Below are 17,159 nucleotides of genomic sequence, written 5' to 3'. Positions count from 1 at the left end.
GGAGAATCCCCCACCGATGTCTGTTCCCATCTCGCGCGGGCACAACCCGCTGCGTGACCCCGATGATCGTCGCCTCAACCGGATCGCGGGGCCCAGCGCCCTCGTGATCTTCGGGGTCACCGGCGATCTGTCACGCAAGAAGCTGATGCCCGCCGTGTACGACCTCGCCAACCGCGGCCTCCTGCCTCCCGGCTTCGCCCTCGTGGGCTTCGCCCGGCGCGACTGGGAGGACCAGGACTTCGCCCAGGTCGTCTACGACGCCGTCAAGCAGCATGCGCGCACGCCGTTCCGCGAGGAGACCTGGACCCAGCTGCTGCAGGGCATCCGTTTCGTCTCCGGCGAGTTCGACAACCCCGACTCGTTCCGCAAGCTCCGCGAGACGGTCGAGAAGCTCGACGTGGAACGCGGCACGATGGGCAACCACGCCTACTACCTGTCGATCCCGCCGAAGGACTTCCCGCTGGTCGCGAAGCAGCTGAAGGAGTCCGGGCTCGTCGGAGAGGACGCCGACGACGACGAGAACTGGCGCCGCGTCGTCATCGAGAAGCCGTTCGGACACGACCTCGAGTCCGCGCGCGCCCTCAACGCCGCACTCGAGGTGGCGTTCCCGGCCGACTCGATCTTCCGCATCGACCACTACCTCGGCAAGGAGACGGTGCAGAACATCCTGGCGCTGCGCTTCGCCAACGAGCTGTACGAGCCGATCTGGAATCGCAACTACGTCGACCACGTGCAGATCACGATGGCCGAGGACATCGGCGTCGGCGGTCGCGCGGGCTACTACGACGGCATCGGCGCGGCGCGCGATGTGATCCAGAACCACCTGCTCCAGCTGCTGGCCCTCACCGCGATGGAAGAGCCGATCAGTCTCTCGGCCGAGCACCTGCGCGCCGAGAAGGAGAAGGTCCTGGCCGCCGTCCACGTGCCGGAGGACCTCTCCCAGGCGACCGCACGCGGGCAGTACGCGGGCGGGTGGCAGGGCGGCGAGCAGGTCACCGGCTTCCTCGACGAGGACGGGATGAACCCCGAGTCGACGACCGAGACCTACGCCGCGATCAAGCTCGAGATCGACACGCGCCGCTGGTCCGGAGTGCCGTTCTACCTGCGCACCGGCAAGCGCCTCGGTCGTCGCGTCACCGAGATCGCCGTGGTGTTCAACCGGGCGCCGCAGCACCTCTTCGGGCGCGGCAACGCGTCGGAGCTGGGGCAGAACGCCCTGGTCATCCGCGTGCAGCCCGACGAGGGCGTCACGATCCGCTTCGGATCGAAGGTGCCGGGCAGCGGATCGAACGTGCGCGACGTCACGATGGACTTCGGGTACGGACACGCCTTCACCGAGGCCAGCCCCGAGGCCTACGAGCGACTGATCCTCGACGTCCTCCTGGGCGACCCGCCGCTGTTCCCGCGGCACGAGGAGGTCGAGCTCTCCTGGAAGATCCTCGACCCGGTGGAGAAGTACTGGGCGGCCGTCGGCGGCCCGGTCGAGCAGTACGCGCCAGGCTCGTGGGGACCGGCATCCGCCGACGACCTGCTGGCCCGCGACGGACGAGTCTGGAGACGCCCGTGATCATCGACCTTCCCGACACGACCGTCAGCCAGGTCGCCAAGCAGCTGGTCAAGGTGCGCGAGGACGGCGGAGCCGTCGCCCTCGGACGCGTGCTCACGCTGGTCATCTCGGCCCGCAACGGCGTCGCCGAGGCGGCGATCGACGCGGCCAACGACGCCTCCCGCGAGCACCCGATGCGCGTCATCGTGCTCACCACCGGCGAGGGCGAGTCCCGCCTCGACGCGCAGATCCGCGTCGGCGGCGACGCCGGAGCCAGTGAGGTCGTCGTGCTCCGCGCCTTCGGAGACGCCGCCAGCAACGAGGAGAGCCTGCTCACCGGACTGCTCCTGCCCGACGCCCCCGTGGTCGCCTGGTGGCCGGAGGAGGCCCCCGAGTCTCCCGCCACCTCGCCCCTCGGCCGCATCGCGCAGCGCCGGATCACGGATGCCGCCACCGCGCCCGACGTGCGCGACCGGCTCGCTCTGCTCGGCCGCACGCACGCCCCCGGCGACACCGACCTCGCCTGGACGCGCCTGACGCACTGGCGCGAGCAGCTCGCGGCCGTGCTCGACCAGCCGCCGTACGAGTCGATCACGGATGTCGAGGTCCGCGGAGCGGCCGCCTCGCCGTCCACGGCACTGCTCGCGGCCTGGCTGCAGATGGCGCTGGAGGTTCCGGTGCGCTGGTCGTACGAGGAGCCCGAGCACTGGCAGGAGGGCATCAAGTCTGTGCGCCTCACCCGCGCGTCGGGCGACATCCTGCTCGAGCGTCCGACCCCGGGCGTCGCGGTGCTGACGCAGCCCGACCAGCCGAACCATGATCTGCACCTGCCGCGGCGAACGCTGCGGGAGTGCCTCGCGGAGGAGCTGCGACGGCTCGACCCGGATGTCCTGTACGGTCGAGTGATCACCGAGGGCTGGGAGAAGCTGGGTCCGCCTGAGACGGGAGAGTGAAGTCGATGCAGGTTTCGTCCGCAGAGAAGCGGGTGGTGGTCGAGGCCACGCCTGCCGCCGTCGCCTCCCGGGTCGCCGACCGTTTTCTCACGCGCGTCCGCGCGCGCACGAGGAACGGCCGGATCGCCCACATCGCCCTGACCGGCGGTTCGATGGGCGGAGCGGTGCTGCGCACGGCTGCGGAAGACGCGCGTGCGTCGGAGATCGACTGGTCGCTGGTCCACTTCTGGTGGGGCGACGAGCGCTTCGTCCCGCGTGACGACCCCGACCGCAACTCTCTGCAGTCGCGCCACGCGCTTCTCGATCACATCCCGGTGCCGCCGGAGAACGTGCACGAGGTGGCGGGTCCCGACAGCGGACTTACCCTCGACGAGTCCGCCGCCGCCTACGCCGCCGAGCTCGCGCGGTACGGCACAAAGGAGCACCCCTGGCCGTCGTTCGCCGTGTGCTTCCTGGGCGTCGGTCCCGACGGACACATCGCCTCGCTCTTCCCGGATCGCGACGAGGTCACGGTGACGGACGCCGCGGCTCTGCCCGTGCGCAACTCGCCGAAGCCTCCGCCCGAGCGGGTGACGCTCACGCGTCCCGTCCTGAACTCCTCCAAGCGCGTCTGGCTCGTCCTGACCGGCGCCGACAAGGCATCCGCCCTCGGGCTGGCGCTGGCCGGCGCGAGCTACACGAGCGTGCCGGCAGCCGGCGCGAAGGGTCGCAAGCGCACGGTGTTCTTCGTCGACGAGGCGGCGGCCTCCGAGGTCTCCCCCGACCTCATCGATCAGGCGTACTGACGCCTCGCGGCCCGGCGCGGTCCGAACGCCCGCTACGGAGCGTCGGGCCGGCGGTTCTGCTCGGCCTGCGTCCAGGCATCCGACGGGTTCTGCTGCTCCGTCGACTCCTGGCTCAGCTCGGGAGCAACCGAGGACGGCGACGAGTCGCTGCCGCGCACGATCGGGAGCTCCTGACTCTCGCTCAGCACCTGCGGGTGGTAACGGGCAAGGTTGACGACGCCCCAGACCGCGATGGCCCCGGCGACGCCGAAGATGATGAACACCCACCACGGCGCCGCAGCGGCCTCGCCGAGAACGATCATGCCGATCAGGACCGCGATGAGCGGGTCGACGACCGTGAGCCCGGCGATCACGAGGTCCGGCGGGCCCGAGCTGTAGGCGGTCTGCACGAAGTACGCGCCGACCGAGGCTGCCGCGAGCAGAGCGATCACGCAGATGGCCGTGATCCATTCGAACTGGCCGGCCTCGATCCGCTTGATGACGACCTTCGCGAGCGTGGCCACGAAACCGTAGAGGATGCCGGCGCCGATCACGTAGAACAGCGCGCGCATGCGGTGGCGGAGGATCAGCCAGCACGCCCCGAGCACGATGATCACGACGAGGAGGAGGGCGAGGATCACGAAGAGCTCGCGTTCGGTGACCTCCTTCTCGGTGGCGTAGATGGCCGCGAAGAAGACGAAGAGGAAGATGCCGCCCACGCAGAAGATGATCGCGGTGACCGACTTCCGAGTCGGCGAATGGCCGGAGATCCGCGCGTTCAGAAGCGTCGTGATCACAAGCGCGATCGCGCCGAGGGGCTGCACCACGATGAGCGGAGCCTTGACGAGCGCGGCGAGCTGACACACGATCGCGAGCCCGAGCATCAGGGTGCCGAGGATCCATGACGGCCGGGTCAGGAGCGCTTTGATCTGGCCGCCGGTGAGACCGGTGGTGCCGTCGGAGCCGCTCAGGCGCTCGACCTTCTCGACGCCGCGGTGCTGGTACTGCGCGCCGAGCGACATGAAGACCGCGCCGGCGAGAGCCAGCGGGATGCCGAGCAGCAGGCCGGGGTTCTGGAAGGCGCCGACGAGCTGTTCGCCGACCTCTTCAGCCGCATTCGTCCACACCCCAGCGCTCACACTACGACCCTACCCGGCACATCGCGCACAGTAGGGTTGTGACGTGGCTGTACTTCCGATTCGCATCATGGGCGACCCCGTGCTTCACTCCCCCGCATCCGCCGTCGAGGAGATCACGGACGACATCCGCACACTCGTCGCCGACATGTTCGAGACGATGGATGCCGCGCCGGGAGTCGGTCTCGCCGCACCGCAGGTCGGCGTGCCGCTGCGCATCTACACCTACGCGTACGTGGACGATGACGATCAGCCCTGGCGCGGCGTGCTGATCAATCCTGTGCTGTGGATCGCGCCGATCGAGCCGGGCGATCCCGACCCCGATCTCGAGTCGGAGGGATGCCTCTCCTTCCCCGGGGAGCGATTCCCCCTCCGTCGCTCCGAGCGGGTTCACCTCACGGCGACCGATCTCGACGGGCAGCCGGTCACGATCGACGTCGACGGCTGGCGCGCGCGGATCATGCAGCACGAGTTCGACCACCTCGACGGGGTCCTCTACGTCGACCGCCTCTCCGACGGCGACTGGAAGACAGTCCAGAAGATCGCGCGCAAGCGGGGCTGGGGTCGTCCCGGAGCCAGCTGGATGCCGGGCGTCGACGACCTCGAGGGCTGATCCGCTCCCAGCGCGATCACAGCATCCTCGGAGTTGCATCACAGACTCGGAGGCGGCTAGCGTGATCGCGGCGGGCTTCTTTCTTTCGCATGCCCGCGCACCAAGAGGCTCTGTGGAGGGGACACAATCATGATGAAACTGCGCAATCGACGCGCTCTGATGCTCGCAGGTACCGCGGTGGCGCTTTCCATCGCTCTGAGCGGCTGTAGCGCCATCAACAGCATTCTCGGGGGCGGGGCCGGCGACGCCGACCGCGACCAGGAGACCGGTCAGGTCACCGAGAGCGCGAACATCGACGTCTTCGCGCTGAAGGTCGGGGACTGCAAGATGTCCAGCGCGACGGGTCTCATCGAGGCCGTCGACGTCGTGCCGTGCGAGGAGCCGCACGACGAAGAGGTCTACCACGAGTTCTCGATGGAGGACGGCGAGTTCTCCGAGGAGGCCGTCGACGCGGCGACCGAGGGCTGCATCGGCGACGCGTTCACCACGTTCGTCGGCGTCGTCTGGGACGAGTCGGCCCTCGACGTCTACCCGATCACCCCGACCAAGGACACCTGGGACCAGCTCAACGACCGCGTGATCCAGTGCGTGATCTCCGACCCGGCCGGCCCGGTCACCGGAACCCTCGCGGGCGCCGCTCGCTGATCCGGACGCATGCAGTGATCTGAGCACGATTCCAGAGAGGGCCCCGCCGTTCGGCGGGGCCCTCTCTGCGTCAGGAGGCGGCCGGGCGCGCGCGCAGGTGGATGCGCTTGCCGTCCTTGCTGAAGATCGACACGATCTCGGCCGGTCCAAGACCCGCGGCCGACAGCCAGTGCGGGACCCGTGTGTCGAACTCCGCGGCCTCGCCGGGCCCGAGCGTCACGTCCTTGTCCCCGAGCACGAGCCGCAGACGCCCGGAGATCACGTACAGCCACTCCTGGCCGTCGTGCACCTTCGGCTGAGGCACGGCGGTGATGCCGGCGGGGCGGGCGGGGAAGGTGACCTTGTAGGTCTGCACGGGGCTCGATGCCGGCGAGAGCGACTCGTAGCGGATGCCCTCGACCTCCCTGGTCGTGCGTGACACCCGCGGGTCGGGGACCGCGCGCGGCACGATGTCGTCGAGACCGAGACCGAGCGCTCGCGCGATCGGCACGAGAAGCTCGAGATTCGGCGCCCGCTTTCCCGCCTCCAGACGCGACAGGGTGCTCGGGGAGATGTCGGTGAGCGCGGAGAGGTCCGCGAGGGTCAGGCTGCGTTTCTCGCGCCAGCTCTTCAGACGTGGTCCGATGAGGGCCAGGGATTCGTCGGGCACGTCGGCATCCTTTGCTGATTCAGCATGAATAGTTGCCGAAAGCGTATCAGGCGCGGAAGCTGGACGCATGATCGACGACACCTCTTCCCCCGCATCCACTCTCCGCCCAGATGAGTTCTCGCACACCCCGATCTCGGGCGAGCACTGGGATGTCATCGTCATCGGCGGAGGCGCAGCCGGACTGAGCGCCGCGCTCATCCTCGCTCGAGCCCGACGCCGCGTGCTCGTGCTCGATGCTCAGGAGCCGCGCAACCGGTTCGCGCCCCATATGCACGGCGTGCTGAGTCGCGATGGCTACTCCCCGCTCGATCTGGTCGCCGACGGCCACCGGGAGGTGCGCGCGGTCGACGGCGTGATCGTCGACGCCCGTGTCGCCAGCGCGCACGCGATCGCCGACGGCTTCGAGATCGTGACGGCGGCGGGCGACCACGCGACCGCGCGCCGCCTCATCGTCGCGACCGGCGCACGTGACGTGCTGCCCGACATCCCCGGACTGGCCGAACAGTGGGGACGTGGCGTCGTCGCCTGCCCGTACTGCGACGGATACGAGGCCTCAGGGCGCGCGATCGGGGTGCTGGCGACCTCCGTCGGCGGACTCCACAAGGCCCACATGCTGAGGGCGTACTCGGACGACATCACGGTGTTCACCGGCCTCGTCGACGGCATCCCCGACGAGGACCGGCTCGTGCTGGAAGCGCGCGGGATGCGCGTGGAGACGCGTGCCGTCACCCAGGTGATCACCGCGGCAGGCGAGCTGACCGGACTCGGTCTGGACGACGGCTCCACGATCCCCGTCGACGTCGTGTTCGCCGAACCCGCTCTGATCGCACTCGACGAGCCACTGCGTCAGCTCGGGGCTGAGCGCTCCGACACGCCGATGGGCCCGTGGACGACCGTCGACGCTCTCGGACGGACGAGCGTCGAGGGCGTCTGGGCCGTGGGGAACGCGGCGAACCCGGCCGCTCTCGTGCCGATCGCCGCCGGGTCCGGCGCCGCCGCAGCCCTCGCGCTGAACGGGGAGCTCGTGGCGCAGGACGTCGCTGCGGCGGCGGCGCTGGTCGCGAGCGCGGCGGTCGCATCGTGAGCGAGACCGAGTCCTCGGTCGATCCGGCGCCGAACCCTGCGGAGTTCTGGGAGGAGCGCTATCGGAGCACCCGCGGCGAGCACGGCCGGGTGTGGAGCGGTCGCGTGAACGCCGCCGTGGAGCGCGAGGTCACCGGCCTCACTCCCGGGACGGCTCTCGAACTGGGGTGCGGCGAAGGCGGGGACGCGCTGTGGCTCGCCGCGCACGGATGGACGGTGACGGCGGTCGACATCTCCGCGACGGCCCTCTCCGTCGGCCAGGCGCAGGCGCAGCGTGCGGGGCTCTCCGACCGGATCCGGTGGATCCGCGACGATCTCTCGACGTGGGAGCCGACCTCCGTCTTCGACCTCGTGACGTCGGCGTTCCTGCACTCCCCGGTCGAGCTTCCGCGTGAGGCGGTGCTGCGGCGCGCGGCATCGGCGGTGGCGCCGGGCGGGCGGCTCCTCGTCGTCGGGCACGGGTCCGTCCCGCCGGGGTCGAAGCTCAGCCACCACGACCACGACGGGCCGCCGCTCCCGACCGCCGAGGAGGTGCTGTCGTCGCTCGATCTGCCCGAGGGGTGGGTCACGGAGACGAGTGCTCTCGTCGACCGGGTGGCGATCTGGCGCGACGGTTCCGAGGTGACGCTCGTCGACGCGGTACTGCGGGTCAGGCGGGGCGCGGTCGCGTGAACAGGCACGGACGCTGAGCTACGCTCGCTGAGGCGGCGCGCCCTTCCCGAAGCGCGCCGGAAGACAGGAGCACCGATGTTCACCGGCCTGAGTGCCTTCCCTCTCACCCCGCTGCGCGACGACACCTTCGACGAAGCCGCCTACGCGCGACTCATCGAGCGGCTGGTCACCGCCGGCGTCGACTCGATCACGGCGCTCGGCTCGACCGGCTCCTACCTGTACCTCGACCGCGACGAGCGTCGGCGCGTCGCCCGCGCAGCCGTCGCGCTCGCGGGAGACGTGCCCGTGATGGTCGGCATCGGCGCGCTCCGCACCTCCCAGGTGCAGCGCCTCGCCGATGATGCGCAGGATGCCGGCGCGAGCGCCGTGCTGCTCGCGCCGGTCACCTACCAGGCGCTGACCCCGGACGAGGTGTTCACGCTGTTCGAGGATGTCACGGCCGGACTCTCGGTGCCCCTGGTCGTCTACGACAATCCCGGCACGACGCACGTCACGTTCACCGACGAGCTCCATGCCCGGATCGCCGCGCTGCCGAACGTGGCCTCCATCAAGATCCCCGGTGTTCCGGTGGATCCCCAGGATGCCTCCGCACGCGTGCATCGACTCCGCGAGCGCATCCCCGACACGGTGTCGATCGGCGTCTCGGGCGACTGGTTCGCCGCCACGGGCATGAACGCCGGATGCGATGCCTGGTACTCGGTCATCGGTGGCACGCTCCCCGACCCCGCGCTCACCATCACGCGTGCCGCGCAGGCCGGTGACCAGGATGCCGCGACCGCCGAATCGACCCGCCTCCAGCCGCTGTGGGACCTGTTCCGGGAGTTCGGGAGCTATCGCGTCACGGCCGCCATCGCGGAGCACCTGCAGCTCGTCGCCCCGGACTGCCTTCCGCGCCCGGTGCTCGGGCTTCGTGCCGGAGCGCGGGAGCGGGTCGCGGAGGTCGTCGACCGGCTGGGACTCCGCGGCTGAGGGTCGTCGAGGCCGAAAAGGGAATGGCCCGGAACTCGCGAAGGAGTTCCGGGCCATCTTGGCTCCCCGGCTTGGACTCGAACCAAGAACCTGCCGGTTAACAGCCGGCTGCTCTGCCAATTGAGCTACCGAGGAATGTGCACCGCTGCGCGGGCAACTCGACAAGCTTAGCAAACTCCGAGCCCCACTCGTGACACCGGGGCGGGGTCGGCGCAGGTCGGGCGTGTCGTGTTCAGTGCCGCGAATCCGACTCGGCGTTGGGAACCCAGAGCAGGTCCTTGCCGACGCCGCGAGCGACCACATGACCGCCGCGGAGCATGAGCGTCTCGGCGTTCAGCTCGCGGATGAACGCCGCATCGTTGGTCACGAGGAGAGCGGCCATCGACTCCTCCCTCCGACGACGAGTGATCGCGTCGAACACCACCGGACGCACCTCCAGGTCGAGGTTCGCGAGCACCTCGTCGGCGATGAGCACCTTCGGCTCCAGGATGAACGATCGGGCGATCGCCACGCGCTGACGCATGCCGGCGCTGAGCTCGTACGGGAACTTGGCTGCGGTGCCGAGCGGAAGGTGCAGCTCGTCGAGCAGGGTCGCGACGCGGATCGACAGCGCCTTCGTGTTGACCCGGCGCTCCCGGATGAGGATCGGCTCGGCGATCACCTCGTTGACGGTGAGACGGGGCGGCAGGTCGGCACCCGCACCCTGAGGCACGAAGCCGGTGCGATACGTGAGGATGCGGTGCTTCCGACCGGGCCTGCGCACATCGACGCCGCAGACCACGGCGCTTCCGCCGACGACGCGCACCGAGGGGTCGGTCGACCCCGCGAGGGCGGCGACCAGGGTGGACTTCCCCGAACCGGTCGGTCCGGCGACGCAGATGAGCTCGCCCGGCGCGAGAGAGAAGGTCACACCGTCGACGGCACGGGTGGGAGTGCCGTGCCCGATGCGGTCGATCACCAGATCCGAGCATTCGATCGCGTTCTGGGATTCTGGCCTTCGGGACATGTCTCCATCCTGCCCTCTGCCGACCCGGCGGGCGCGTTACGACTCGGCGAACCTCTGACGCTCCGCGTCGATGTCTCTCAGACGCATCCGCAGCGCGCGGCCGCCGTCCGACTCCGCGGGCACCCGCTGCACCGCGCCGAGCAGCTCCTGCTTCTCGCGCTCCAGCTGGCGGAGGATGAGACGACGGGCGAGATCGGTCGTCGAGGCGACCGCACCCTCCTCGTTCCTGGCGGGGAACGGCGTCATCAGCAGCTCACCGGCCAGGGACCGGTAGGGCTCGCGCACGCCGTTGACGGCATCCGTCACCCAGCCCGCCCTCGTGCGGTCAGGAGCGGATGCCACGGCCTCGCGCACGGCGTCGAGACCCGGTGTCCGGAACGGGGCGCCGAGGGCGCGGTTCAGGAGATCCTGGTCCACCTGGTGCCCGTACTGCAGGGCACCCATCAGAGCATCGCGCTCGACCGCGACGTCGGCCGTCCGGGGCAGGCTCGCGAGGGTGACGGGCGCGACGCCTGCGATACCGGTCGACGGATCGGCCTGGGGCGTCTCGCGCCGCGCCGCGGGCTGCTGCGAAGCACCGCGCGCGGCACGTTCCACCTCGCTGTGCACCTCGGTGGGATCCATGCCGAGGCGACGCGCCAGCACGCGCTCGTACCCGGGGCGCAGCAGCCGGTCCCTGATCTCGGCGACGATGGGCGCGGCCGCACGCAGCGCGCCGACGCGACCCTCGACCGTGGAGAGGTCGAAGCCGCCCAGCTTCCGGTCCATCGCGAACTCGAACATCGGCACCTTGGCGTCCATGAGCCCGCGCACCGCGGCATCCCCTCGCTGCAGTCGCAGATCGCACGGATCGAGGCTGTCCGGCGCGACTGCCACGAAGGTCTGGGCGTTGAACCGGTCGTCCTCGGTGAACGCGCGCAGCGCCGCCTTCTGGCCGGCCTCGTCACCGTCGAACGTGAAGACGACCTCGCCCGAGGCGTTGTCGTCGCCCATCACCCGGCGCAGCACCTTGATGTGCTCGGTGCCGAAGGCGGTGCCGCACGTCGCGATCGCCGTCGTGAGACCGGCGAGATGGCAGGCCATGACGTCGGTGTACCCCTCGACCACGACCACGCGGCGCGGATCTCCGCGCGAGATATCGCGCTTGGCGAGGTCGAGCCCGTAGAGCACCTGCGCCTTCTTGTAGATCGGGGTCTCCGGCGTGTTCAGGTACTTCGGCCCCTGGTCGTCGTCGAAGAGCTTGCGGGCGCCGAAGCCGATCGTCTGCCCGGAGACATCGCGGATCGGCCAGACCAGACGCCCGCGGAACCGGTCGTAGACCCCGCGCTGTCCTGTCGAGACGAGACCTGCCGTGGCGAGCTCCTCACGGGTGAAGCCCTGCGCCGTGAGAGCCTTGAGCATCCCGTCCCAGCCGCGCGGAGCGAAGCCGACACCGAAGTGCGCCGCGGCCCCGGCGTCGAATCCGCGTTCGCCCAGGAACCGCCGACCGGCCTCGGCGTCCGGCGAGAGCAGCTGCGCGCGGAAGAACTCCGCGGCGGCCGTGTTCGCGGCATAGAGGCGACTGCGTCCGCTGGTCTCGGGGGCTGCTCCCCCGTCTTCGTAGTGGAGCGTGTACCCGATGCGGCCGGCCAGGCGCTCGACGGCCTCCGTGAAGCTGACGTGGTCCATCTCGCGGAGGAACGAGTAGACGTCTCCCGACTCGCCGCAGCCGAAGCAGTGGTAGTAGCCGACCTGCTGCCGCACGTGGAAGCTCGGGCTCTTCTCATCATGGAAGGGGCACAGACCCTTGAGCGATCCGACCCCGGCCGACTTCAGCGCCACGCGCTCACCGACGATGTCGGCGATGTTCGTGCGCGCCTTGACCTCGTCGACGTCGGCCTGCCGGATGCGGGGCATCAGCCCACCCCTTCGGCGACGGGCCGCCTCTCGGCGTGCGCGCCTGCGCGCGCACGGGCGTGCCGCGGCGTCCAGATCCCGACCTCGGCGGGGTCGATCTCCCCCACCAGACGGTTGTGCCAGTCGATCGCGCTCTGGTCGGTGAGGCTCGCGATCTGGTCGACCACGACGCGGGCGCGCTCGGCGTCGTCGACCGCGGCGACGAAGTCGGCGGCGAACGCGGGTTCGAGCACATCGGCGCCCGCCGACCACAGGGCGTCGGTCGACCACAGCGAGTCGGCGAGCCTCTTCAGCACGCGCCGCTGCTCCTTGTAGACGCCCTTGCGCGCGTCGATCGTGACGATCGCCTGGCCCATGATGCCCTTGAGCACCGCGATCTCGGCCTCCACGACACGGGGCACGACGACGTGAGCGTTGTAGCGCACGAGATGGCTTCCCCCGTAGGCGTCGCGGGTCGCCGAGACGGAGGCGCGCGCGAAGCGGCCGATCAGATCGCTGGTCAGGTTCTTCAGACGGGCGAGCGCCTGCCGCGACCGGTCGAAGGACGGGAGCCACATCGACTGCGAGGCCAGACGATAGAGGGCGTCGGCGAGCTCGTCACGGGTGAAGTCGTAGCCCACCCACTGCTGGATACGGCCGACGAGAGCATCGTGTCCGCGCGGATCCGCGAGCTGCGCGACGTCGACGTAGCCGTTGACGATCGCGTCCTCGAAATCGTGCACGGAGTACGCGATGTCGTCGGAGAGATCCATGATCTCGGCCTCGATGCAGCGGAGGCGACCGGGCGCACCCTCGCGCATCCACCGGAACACGGCCTCGTCCTCGGGATACACGCCGAACTTGAGTCGACCGCCCGGGTCCGGGACCGGACTGTCGACCGTCCAGGGGTACTTGCAGGTCGCGTCGAGGCTGGCCCTGGTGAGGTTGAGTCCGACGGAGTGGTCGTCGTCGTCGAGGACCTTCGCCTCGAGCCGGGTCAGGATGCGGAGGGACTGGGCATTGCCCTCGAACCCCCCGATGTGCTCGGCCCACTCGTTGAGCGCGCGCTCGCCGTTGTGCCCGAACGGCGGGTGTCCGAGGTCGTGGCTCAGGCAGGCCGTGTCGACCACATCGGCGGAGACGCCGAGGGCCGTGGCGAGCTCGCGTCCGACCTGGGCGACCTCGAGCGAGTGGGTCAGGCGGTTGCGCGCGAAGTCGGCGGTGCTCGCTGGGCTCAGGACCTGGGTCTTCGCGGCGAGACGGCGGAGCGCCGCCGAGTGCAGCACACGGGCGCGGTCGCGCGCGAAGTCGTCGCGCTCGGATCGGTGCGTCTCGGCGAAGAAGCGCTCGGCGTCGCGGGCGTCGTAGCCGTCGGCGCGCACACCGGCCTGAGGGTCAGCCACCACTGTTCTCGATCTCCGCTCCACGCATCATCTCGGAGGCCGACGACTCGATCTCCCGCGACTCCAGCCACTTGTCCGGCAGGGCCGTGCGCTTCGGGTGACCGGCGCGTCCGCGCTGGCCCTCCGCGTCGGCACCCGGGTACGGCGCGGTGTGGTCGAGTCGGCCGAGCAGGTCGTCGATCTCCGCGAGGCTGGATGCGGTGGCGAGTCCGGTGCGGATGTCTCCGCCGACCGGATAGCCCTTGAAGTACCAGGAGACGTGCTTGCGGATGTCGCGGCAGCCGCGATCCTCCTCGTCGAAGAACTCCACCAGCAGCTGGGCGTGCCGACGGAACGCGTTCGCGACGAAGCCGAGAGTCGCGTCGACCACATGGCCGGTCCCCGAGCTCGTCGCGGGGCCCGCGCCGAAGGCGGCGGCCAGGTCGCCGAAGAGCCAGGGACGGCCGAGACACCCGCGTCCGACCACGACGCCGTCGCAGTCGGTCTGCGCCATCATGCGCACGGCGTCTTCGGCCGACCAGATGTCGCCGTTGCCGAGCACCGGGATGCTCGTGACCGCCTGCTTGAGCTCGCCGATCGCGTTCCAGTCGGCGTGCCCCGAATAGAACTCGCCCGCCGTGCGGGCGTGGAGCGCGACAGCGGCAGCACCGGCGTCCTCGGCGGCGCGCCCGGCCTCGATGAACGTCAGGTGGTCGCGGTCGATGCCCTTGCGCATCTTCACCGTCAGCGGGATGGAGCCTGCGGCCTTGACGGCCTGGTCGACGATGTCGGCGAACAGCTTCGACTTCCACGGGAGCGCCGCTCCCCCGCCTCGGCGCGTGACCTTCGGCACCGGGCATCCGAAGTTCAGGTCGATGTGATCGGCGTGGTCCTCGGCGACGATGATGCGCACGGCTTCGGCGATGGTCGCCGGGTCCACGCCGTAGAGCTGGATCGAGCGGGGCGTCTCGGACTCGTGGTGCTGGATCAGGCGCATCGTGGTCTCGTTGCGCTCGACCAGCGCCCGCGACGTGATCATCTCGCTGACGTACAGCCCCGCGCCGTACTCGCGGCACAGGCGTCGGAACGCGGTGTTCGTGATCCCCGCCATGGGCGCGAGGACGACCGGCACGTCGAGATCGATCGGACCGATGCGAAGAGGGCGGGCGGGGGCGGTGGCGAGAGTCATGTCCCCTCCATTCTCCCAGACGCGGAGCCGGTGCGGATGCTGCGACCTAAGCTGTGAATATGACCGACTCTGCGCTCCGTTCGATCCCCTTCACCGACGCCCAGGGCAACGAGAAGACTCTCGACGACCTCGGTGCCGATGTGGTGCTGGTGGTGAACGTCGCCTCGAAGTGCGGCCTCACCCCGCAGTACGAGCAGCTCGAGGAGCTGCAGCGCCTCTACGGCGACCGCGGCTTCAGCGTCGTGGGCTTCCCGTGCAACCAGTTCTTCGGGCAGGAGCCGGGGTCCGTCGACGAGATCCTCGAGTTCTGCTCCACGACCTACGGGGTCTCGTTCCCGGTGAACGACAAGGTCAAGGTGAACGGCAAGAACGCCTCCGAGCTCTACAAGGCGCTCAAGGAGGCCCCGGATGCCGGCGGCAAGGCGGGCCGCGTCGAGTGGAACTTCGAGAAGTTCCTCGTGCTGCCCGACGGCGAGGTCCTGCGCTTCCGCCCGAAGCAGAAGCCGGACGCCCCCGAGATCGTCAGCGCGATCGAAGCGGCCCTGACCCGCTAGACCGCTCGACGGGCGGGTCGTTCACCTGCGCGTCACCCGAGCACCCGCCCGGGAGGCGCAGCTCCACCGGGATCCGTTCACCTGCTGGTCGCCACGACGCCACCCCTGGTCCTTAGTCTCTCCGCGGCGAATCCGCCGGAAGACGAAGGAGACCGACCATGCCCGACCGACTGCCGATCAGCCGGCGAACCGTCCTCACTGCCGGAGCGCTCGGCGCTCTGGGCACCGCTCTGCCGCTCGGCACCCCGCCGGCGAACGCGGCTTCGCCGTCCCCTCAGATGAAGCCCGGCAAGGCAGGACGGCTGCAGTTCCGTGCGGACGGCACCTTCAAGGTGGTGCAGTTCAACGACACGCAGGACGACGAGCTCACCGACCGCCGCACGGTGGAGCTGATCGAGAAGGTGCTCGATCAGGAGGCGCCGGACTTCGTCGTCATCAACGGCGACGTCATCACCGGAGGATGCGAGACGCGGCTCGCCGTGAAGCAGGCGATCAACAACGTCGTCTGGCCGATGGAGGCCCGACAGATCCCCTGGGCGGTCACCTTCGGCAATCACGACGAGGACTCGCTGCCCGAGTCGGGCGTCGACGAGGCGGGGATGCTGGCGATCTACCGGTCGTACGACTACAACATGAATGCCGAGAACACCCGAGGCGTGACGGGCACGAGCAACACGATCGCGACGATCGCCTCGTCGGCGAAGAAGAACCGCGCGGCGTTCGCGCTGTGGTTGATGGACTCCGGCCGCTACGCCCCCGACGCGTTGAACGGCCAGGACTTCGCCGGCTATCCGACCTGGGACTGGCTGCGCATGGATCAGGTCGCGTGGTATCGCCAGCAGTCGCAGGAGCTCGAGAAGCGCCGCGGAACGAAGCTGCCCGGTCTCATGTTCCTGCACATCGCCCTGTGGGAGCACCGCTTCATGTGGTGGGGAGGCGTTGACACCCGCACGGAGGCGGACGCCGCACGCGGCCAGGCCCGGCACGGCATCGTCGGCGAGAGGAACGAGGACGAGTGCCCCGGTCCGTTCAACTCGGGCATGTTCAACGCGATCCTCGAGCGCGGCGACGTGAAGGGCGTGTTCGTCGGGCACGACCACATCAACGACTACGTGGGCGACTACTACGGTGTCCTGCTGGGATACGCGCCGGGCGCCGGCTTCGGTGCGTACGGTCTCGACGGAGAGGAGCGCAACCGCATGCGCGGCGGTCGCGTGTTCGAACTCACGGAGGCGGGCGAGGACGTGTCGATCGCCACTCGCGTCGTCTATGCCCGCGACCTCGGCATCGACCTCACCGCCGACGACCAGCCCATGGAACCGCTCCCCCTCGCCCCGAAGCAGGAGCGCCTCTGACACCCCGAGACAGATCGAGGCGGCGGGAGCAGAGCTCGCGCCGCCTCGGTATCAGAAAGGTGCCTCAGGCCTGGACGGCCGCTGCTTCGTCCTCGGTCTCTCCGCGCTTCGCCCAGAGATCGCGGAGCACGTTCTCGAACGCTGCGGGCGGCTGCGCACCCGAGATGCCGTACTGCCCGTCGATCACGAAGAACGGCACGCCCTGGATGCCGTAGGCCTGCGCCTGCGCCTGGTCCTGACGGACCGCCGGCAGGTACGTCTCGCTCTCGAGCGCCTCGCGCGCCCGATCGGCGTCGAGACCGACCTCGACTGCGAGCTCGACGAGGTCGTCGATGCGACCGACGTGCTTGCCCTCGGTGAAGTACGCGGACATGAGGCGCTCCTCCATCGCGTGCTGCAGGCCCTCGGCCTTCGCGAAGTGGAGCAGCTCGTGCGCCTTCACGGTGTTGGTGTGCTGCAGGAGATCGAAACGGTACTCGAGGCCCGCGTTCGCCGCGACGCCCGTGACGTTCGACAGCATCTGCTCGACCTGCGCGCGCGGCATCCCCTTGTGTCCGGCCAGGAAGTCGATCTCATCGCCGTCAAAGTCGACGGGGGTGTCGGGCGAGAGCTCGAAGGAGTGGAAGGTCACGGTGACCTCCGGGGCGTCGTCGTCGGCGGAGACGGCTTCGAGGCCCTTCTCGAGGTTGCGCTTGCCGATGTAGCACCAGGGGCAGGCGATGTCGGACCAGATGTCGATGGAGATGGGTTCGCTCACACCTTCATCCA

17 protein-coding genes and 1 tRNA gene are annotated in these 17,159 nt (G+C 69.7%); 10 read left to right on the top strand and 8 right to left on the bottom strand.

Annotated elements, in window-relative coordinates:
* The first annotated feature begins 16 nt into the window (after nucleotides 1–16).
* From zwf to pgl, 3 genes are read left to right on the top strand one after another with little or no spacing between them, the layout of a single operon-like run.
* Nucleotides 17–1,567 (top strand): glucose-6-phosphate dehydrogenase, encoded by a 1,551-nt coding sequence (zwf, locus tag MRBLWH11_RS13855; protein WP_116637050.1) that lies wholly within the window; start codon nucleotides 17–19, stop codon nucleotides 1,565–1,567.
* A complete protein-coding gene (locus MRBLWH11_RS13850; protein ID WP_116637051.1) occupies nucleotides 1,564–2,499 on the top strand; it encodes a glucose-6-phosphate dehydrogenase assembly protein OpcA in 936 nt (311 codons plus the stop codon). Before zwf ends, MRBLWH11_RS13850 begins: the two co-directional genes overlap by 4 nt.
* A gap of 5 nt (nucleotides 2,500–2,504) precedes the next feature.
* The gene (pgl, locus tag MRBLWH11_RS13845) at nucleotides 2,505–3,284 is read left to right on the top strand and encodes a 6-phosphogluconolactonase (RefSeq protein ID WP_341945277.1); all 780 of its coding nucleotides are present in this window, start codon (nucleotides 2,505–2,507) and stop codon (nucleotides 3,282–3,284) included.
* Nucleotides 3,285–3,316: 32 nt separating this feature from the next.
* Here the strand turns inward: pgl and MRBLWH11_RS13840 are convergent, their stop codons facing one another.
* Nucleotides 3,317–4,402, bottom strand: a complete 1,086-nt coding sequence (locus tag MRBLWH11_RS13840; RefSeq protein WP_341945276.1) for a DMT family transporter — start codon at nucleotides 4,400–4,402, stop codon at nucleotides 3,317–3,319.
* A gap of 43 nt (nucleotides 4,403–4,445) precedes the next feature.
* Here MRBLWH11_RS13840 and def point away from each other — a divergent pair, with 43 nt between their 5' ends.
* Together def and MRBLWH11_RS13830 are read left to right on the top strand one after the other, a co-directional pair.
* Nucleotides 4,446–5,012, top strand: coding sequence for a peptide deformylase (def, locus tag MRBLWH11_RS13835; protein ID WP_116636636.1), 567 nt, complete (start codon nucleotides 4,446–4,448; stop codon nucleotides 5,010–5,012).
* 132 nt (nucleotides 5,013–5,144) lie between these two features.
* Nucleotides 5,145–5,657, top strand: coding sequence for a septum formation family protein (locus MRBLWH11_RS13830; protein WP_341945275.1), 513 nt, complete (start codon nucleotides 5,145–5,147; stop codon nucleotides 5,655–5,657).
* Between the two features lie 70 nt (nucleotides 5,658–5,727).
* Here the strand turns inward: MRBLWH11_RS13830 and MRBLWH11_RS13825 are convergent, their stop codons facing one another.
* Nucleotides 5,728–6,306, bottom strand: coding sequence for an XRE family transcriptional regulator (locus tag MRBLWH11_RS13825; RefSeq protein ID WP_341945274.1), 579 nt, complete (start codon nucleotides 6,304–6,306; stop codon nucleotides 5,728–5,730).
* 67 nt (nucleotides 6,307–6,373) lie between these two features.
* On the opposite strand from MRBLWH11_RS13825, the gene MRBLWH11_RS13820 reads away from it, so the two are divergent.
* The 3 genes from MRBLWH11_RS13820 to MRBLWH11_RS13810 all read left to right on the top strand — a co-directional run bounded on the left by MRBLWH11_RS13820 (nucleotide 6,374) and on the right by MRBLWH11_RS13810 (nucleotide 9,030).
* Nucleotides 6,374–7,390 carry an NAD(P)/FAD-dependent oxidoreductase gene (locus MRBLWH11_RS13820; RefSeq protein WP_341945273.1) on the top strand — a complete coding sequence of 339 codons (1,017 nt, stop codon included), beginning with the start codon at nucleotides 6,374–6,376 and terminating at the stop codon, nucleotides 7,388–7,390.
* Complete coding sequence (locus MRBLWH11_RS13815) at nucleotides 7,387–8,061, top strand: class I SAM-dependent methyltransferase (protein WP_341945272.1); 675 nt, start codon at nucleotides 7,387–7,389, stop codon at nucleotides 8,059–8,061. Before MRBLWH11_RS13820 ends, MRBLWH11_RS13815 begins: the two co-directional genes overlap by 4 nt.
* 75 nt (nucleotides 8,062–8,136) lie before the next feature.
* Nucleotides 8,137–9,030: a dihydrodipicolinate synthase family protein gene (locus MRBLWH11_RS13810; RefSeq protein WP_341945271.1), complete on the top strand. Its 894-nt coding sequence runs from the start codon at nucleotides 8,137–8,139 to the stop codon at nucleotides 9,028–9,030.
* A 59-nt stretch (nucleotides 9,031–9,089) separates the two neighbouring features.
* On the opposite strand, the gene MRBLWH11_RS13805 is transcribed toward MRBLWH11_RS13810, so the two are convergent.
* From MRBLWH11_RS13805 to dusB, 5 genes are all read right to left on the bottom strand, one after another.
* Nucleotides 9,090–9,165: transfer RNA gene (locus MRBLWH11_RS13805), tRNA-Asn, on the bottom strand.
* Between the two features lie 97 nt (nucleotides 9,166–9,262).
* Nucleotides 9,263–10,036, bottom strand: coding sequence for an ATP-binding cassette domain-containing protein (locus MRBLWH11_RS13800; protein WP_116636642.1), 774 nt, complete (start codon nucleotides 10,034–10,036; stop codon nucleotides 9,263–9,265).
* A 36-nt stretch (nucleotides 10,037–10,072) separates the two neighbouring features.
* Nucleotides 10,073–11,932 carry a DNA primase gene (dnaG, locus tag MRBLWH11_RS13795; RefSeq protein WP_116636643.1) on the bottom strand — a complete coding sequence of 620 codons (1,860 nt, stop codon included), beginning with the start codon at nucleotides 11,930–11,932 and terminating at the stop codon, nucleotides 10,073–10,075.
* Nucleotides 11,932–13,317 (bottom strand): deoxyguanosinetriphosphate triphosphohydrolase, encoded by a 1,386-nt coding sequence (locus tag MRBLWH11_RS13790; RefSeq protein ID WP_341945270.1) that lies wholly within the window; start codon nucleotides 13,315–13,317, stop codon nucleotides 11,932–11,934. Before MRBLWH11_RS13790 ends, dnaG begins: the two co-directional genes overlap by 1 nt.
* Nucleotides 13,307–14,482, bottom strand: a complete 1,176-nt coding sequence (dusB, locus tag MRBLWH11_RS13785) for a tRNA dihydrouridine synthase DusB (protein ID WP_341945269.1) — start codon at nucleotides 14,480–14,482, stop codon at nucleotides 13,307–13,309. Before dusB ends, MRBLWH11_RS13790 begins: the two co-directional genes overlap by 11 nt.
* 59 nt (nucleotides 14,483–14,541) lie before the next feature.
* On the opposite strand from dusB, the gene MRBLWH11_RS13780 reads away from it, so the two are divergent.
* Entirely contained in the window at nucleotides 14,542–15,036 is a 495-nt protein-coding gene (locus tag MRBLWH11_RS13780) for a glutathione peroxidase (RefSeq protein ID WP_116636646.1), read from the top strand.
* A 158-nt stretch (nucleotides 15,037–15,194) separates the two neighbouring features.
* Nucleotides 15,195–16,391, top strand: a complete 1,197-nt coding sequence (locus MRBLWH11_RS13775) for a metallophosphoesterase (RefSeq protein ID WP_341945268.1) — start codon at nucleotides 15,195–15,197, stop codon at nucleotides 16,389–16,391.
* Between the two features lie 64 nt (nucleotides 16,392–16,455).
* Here the strand turns inward: MRBLWH11_RS13775 and MRBLWH11_RS13770 are convergent, their stop codons facing one another.
* Nucleotides 16,456–17,148 carry a DsbA family oxidoreductase gene (locus MRBLWH11_RS13770; RefSeq protein ID WP_116636647.1) on the bottom strand — a complete coding sequence of 231 codons (693 nt, stop codon included), beginning with the start codon at nucleotides 17,146–17,148 and terminating at the stop codon, nucleotides 16,456–16,458.
* Between the last annotated feature and the right edge of the window lie 11 nt (nucleotides 17,149–17,159).

The organism is Microbacterium sp. LWH11-1.2, assembly GCF_038397745.1.
Taxonomy (GTDB): Bacteria; Actinomycetota; Actinomycetes; order Actinomycetales; family Microbacteriaceae; genus Microbacterium.
Note: the sequence above shows the minus strand (reverse complement) of the source record. Positions and strands in the feature narration are given on the sequence as shown.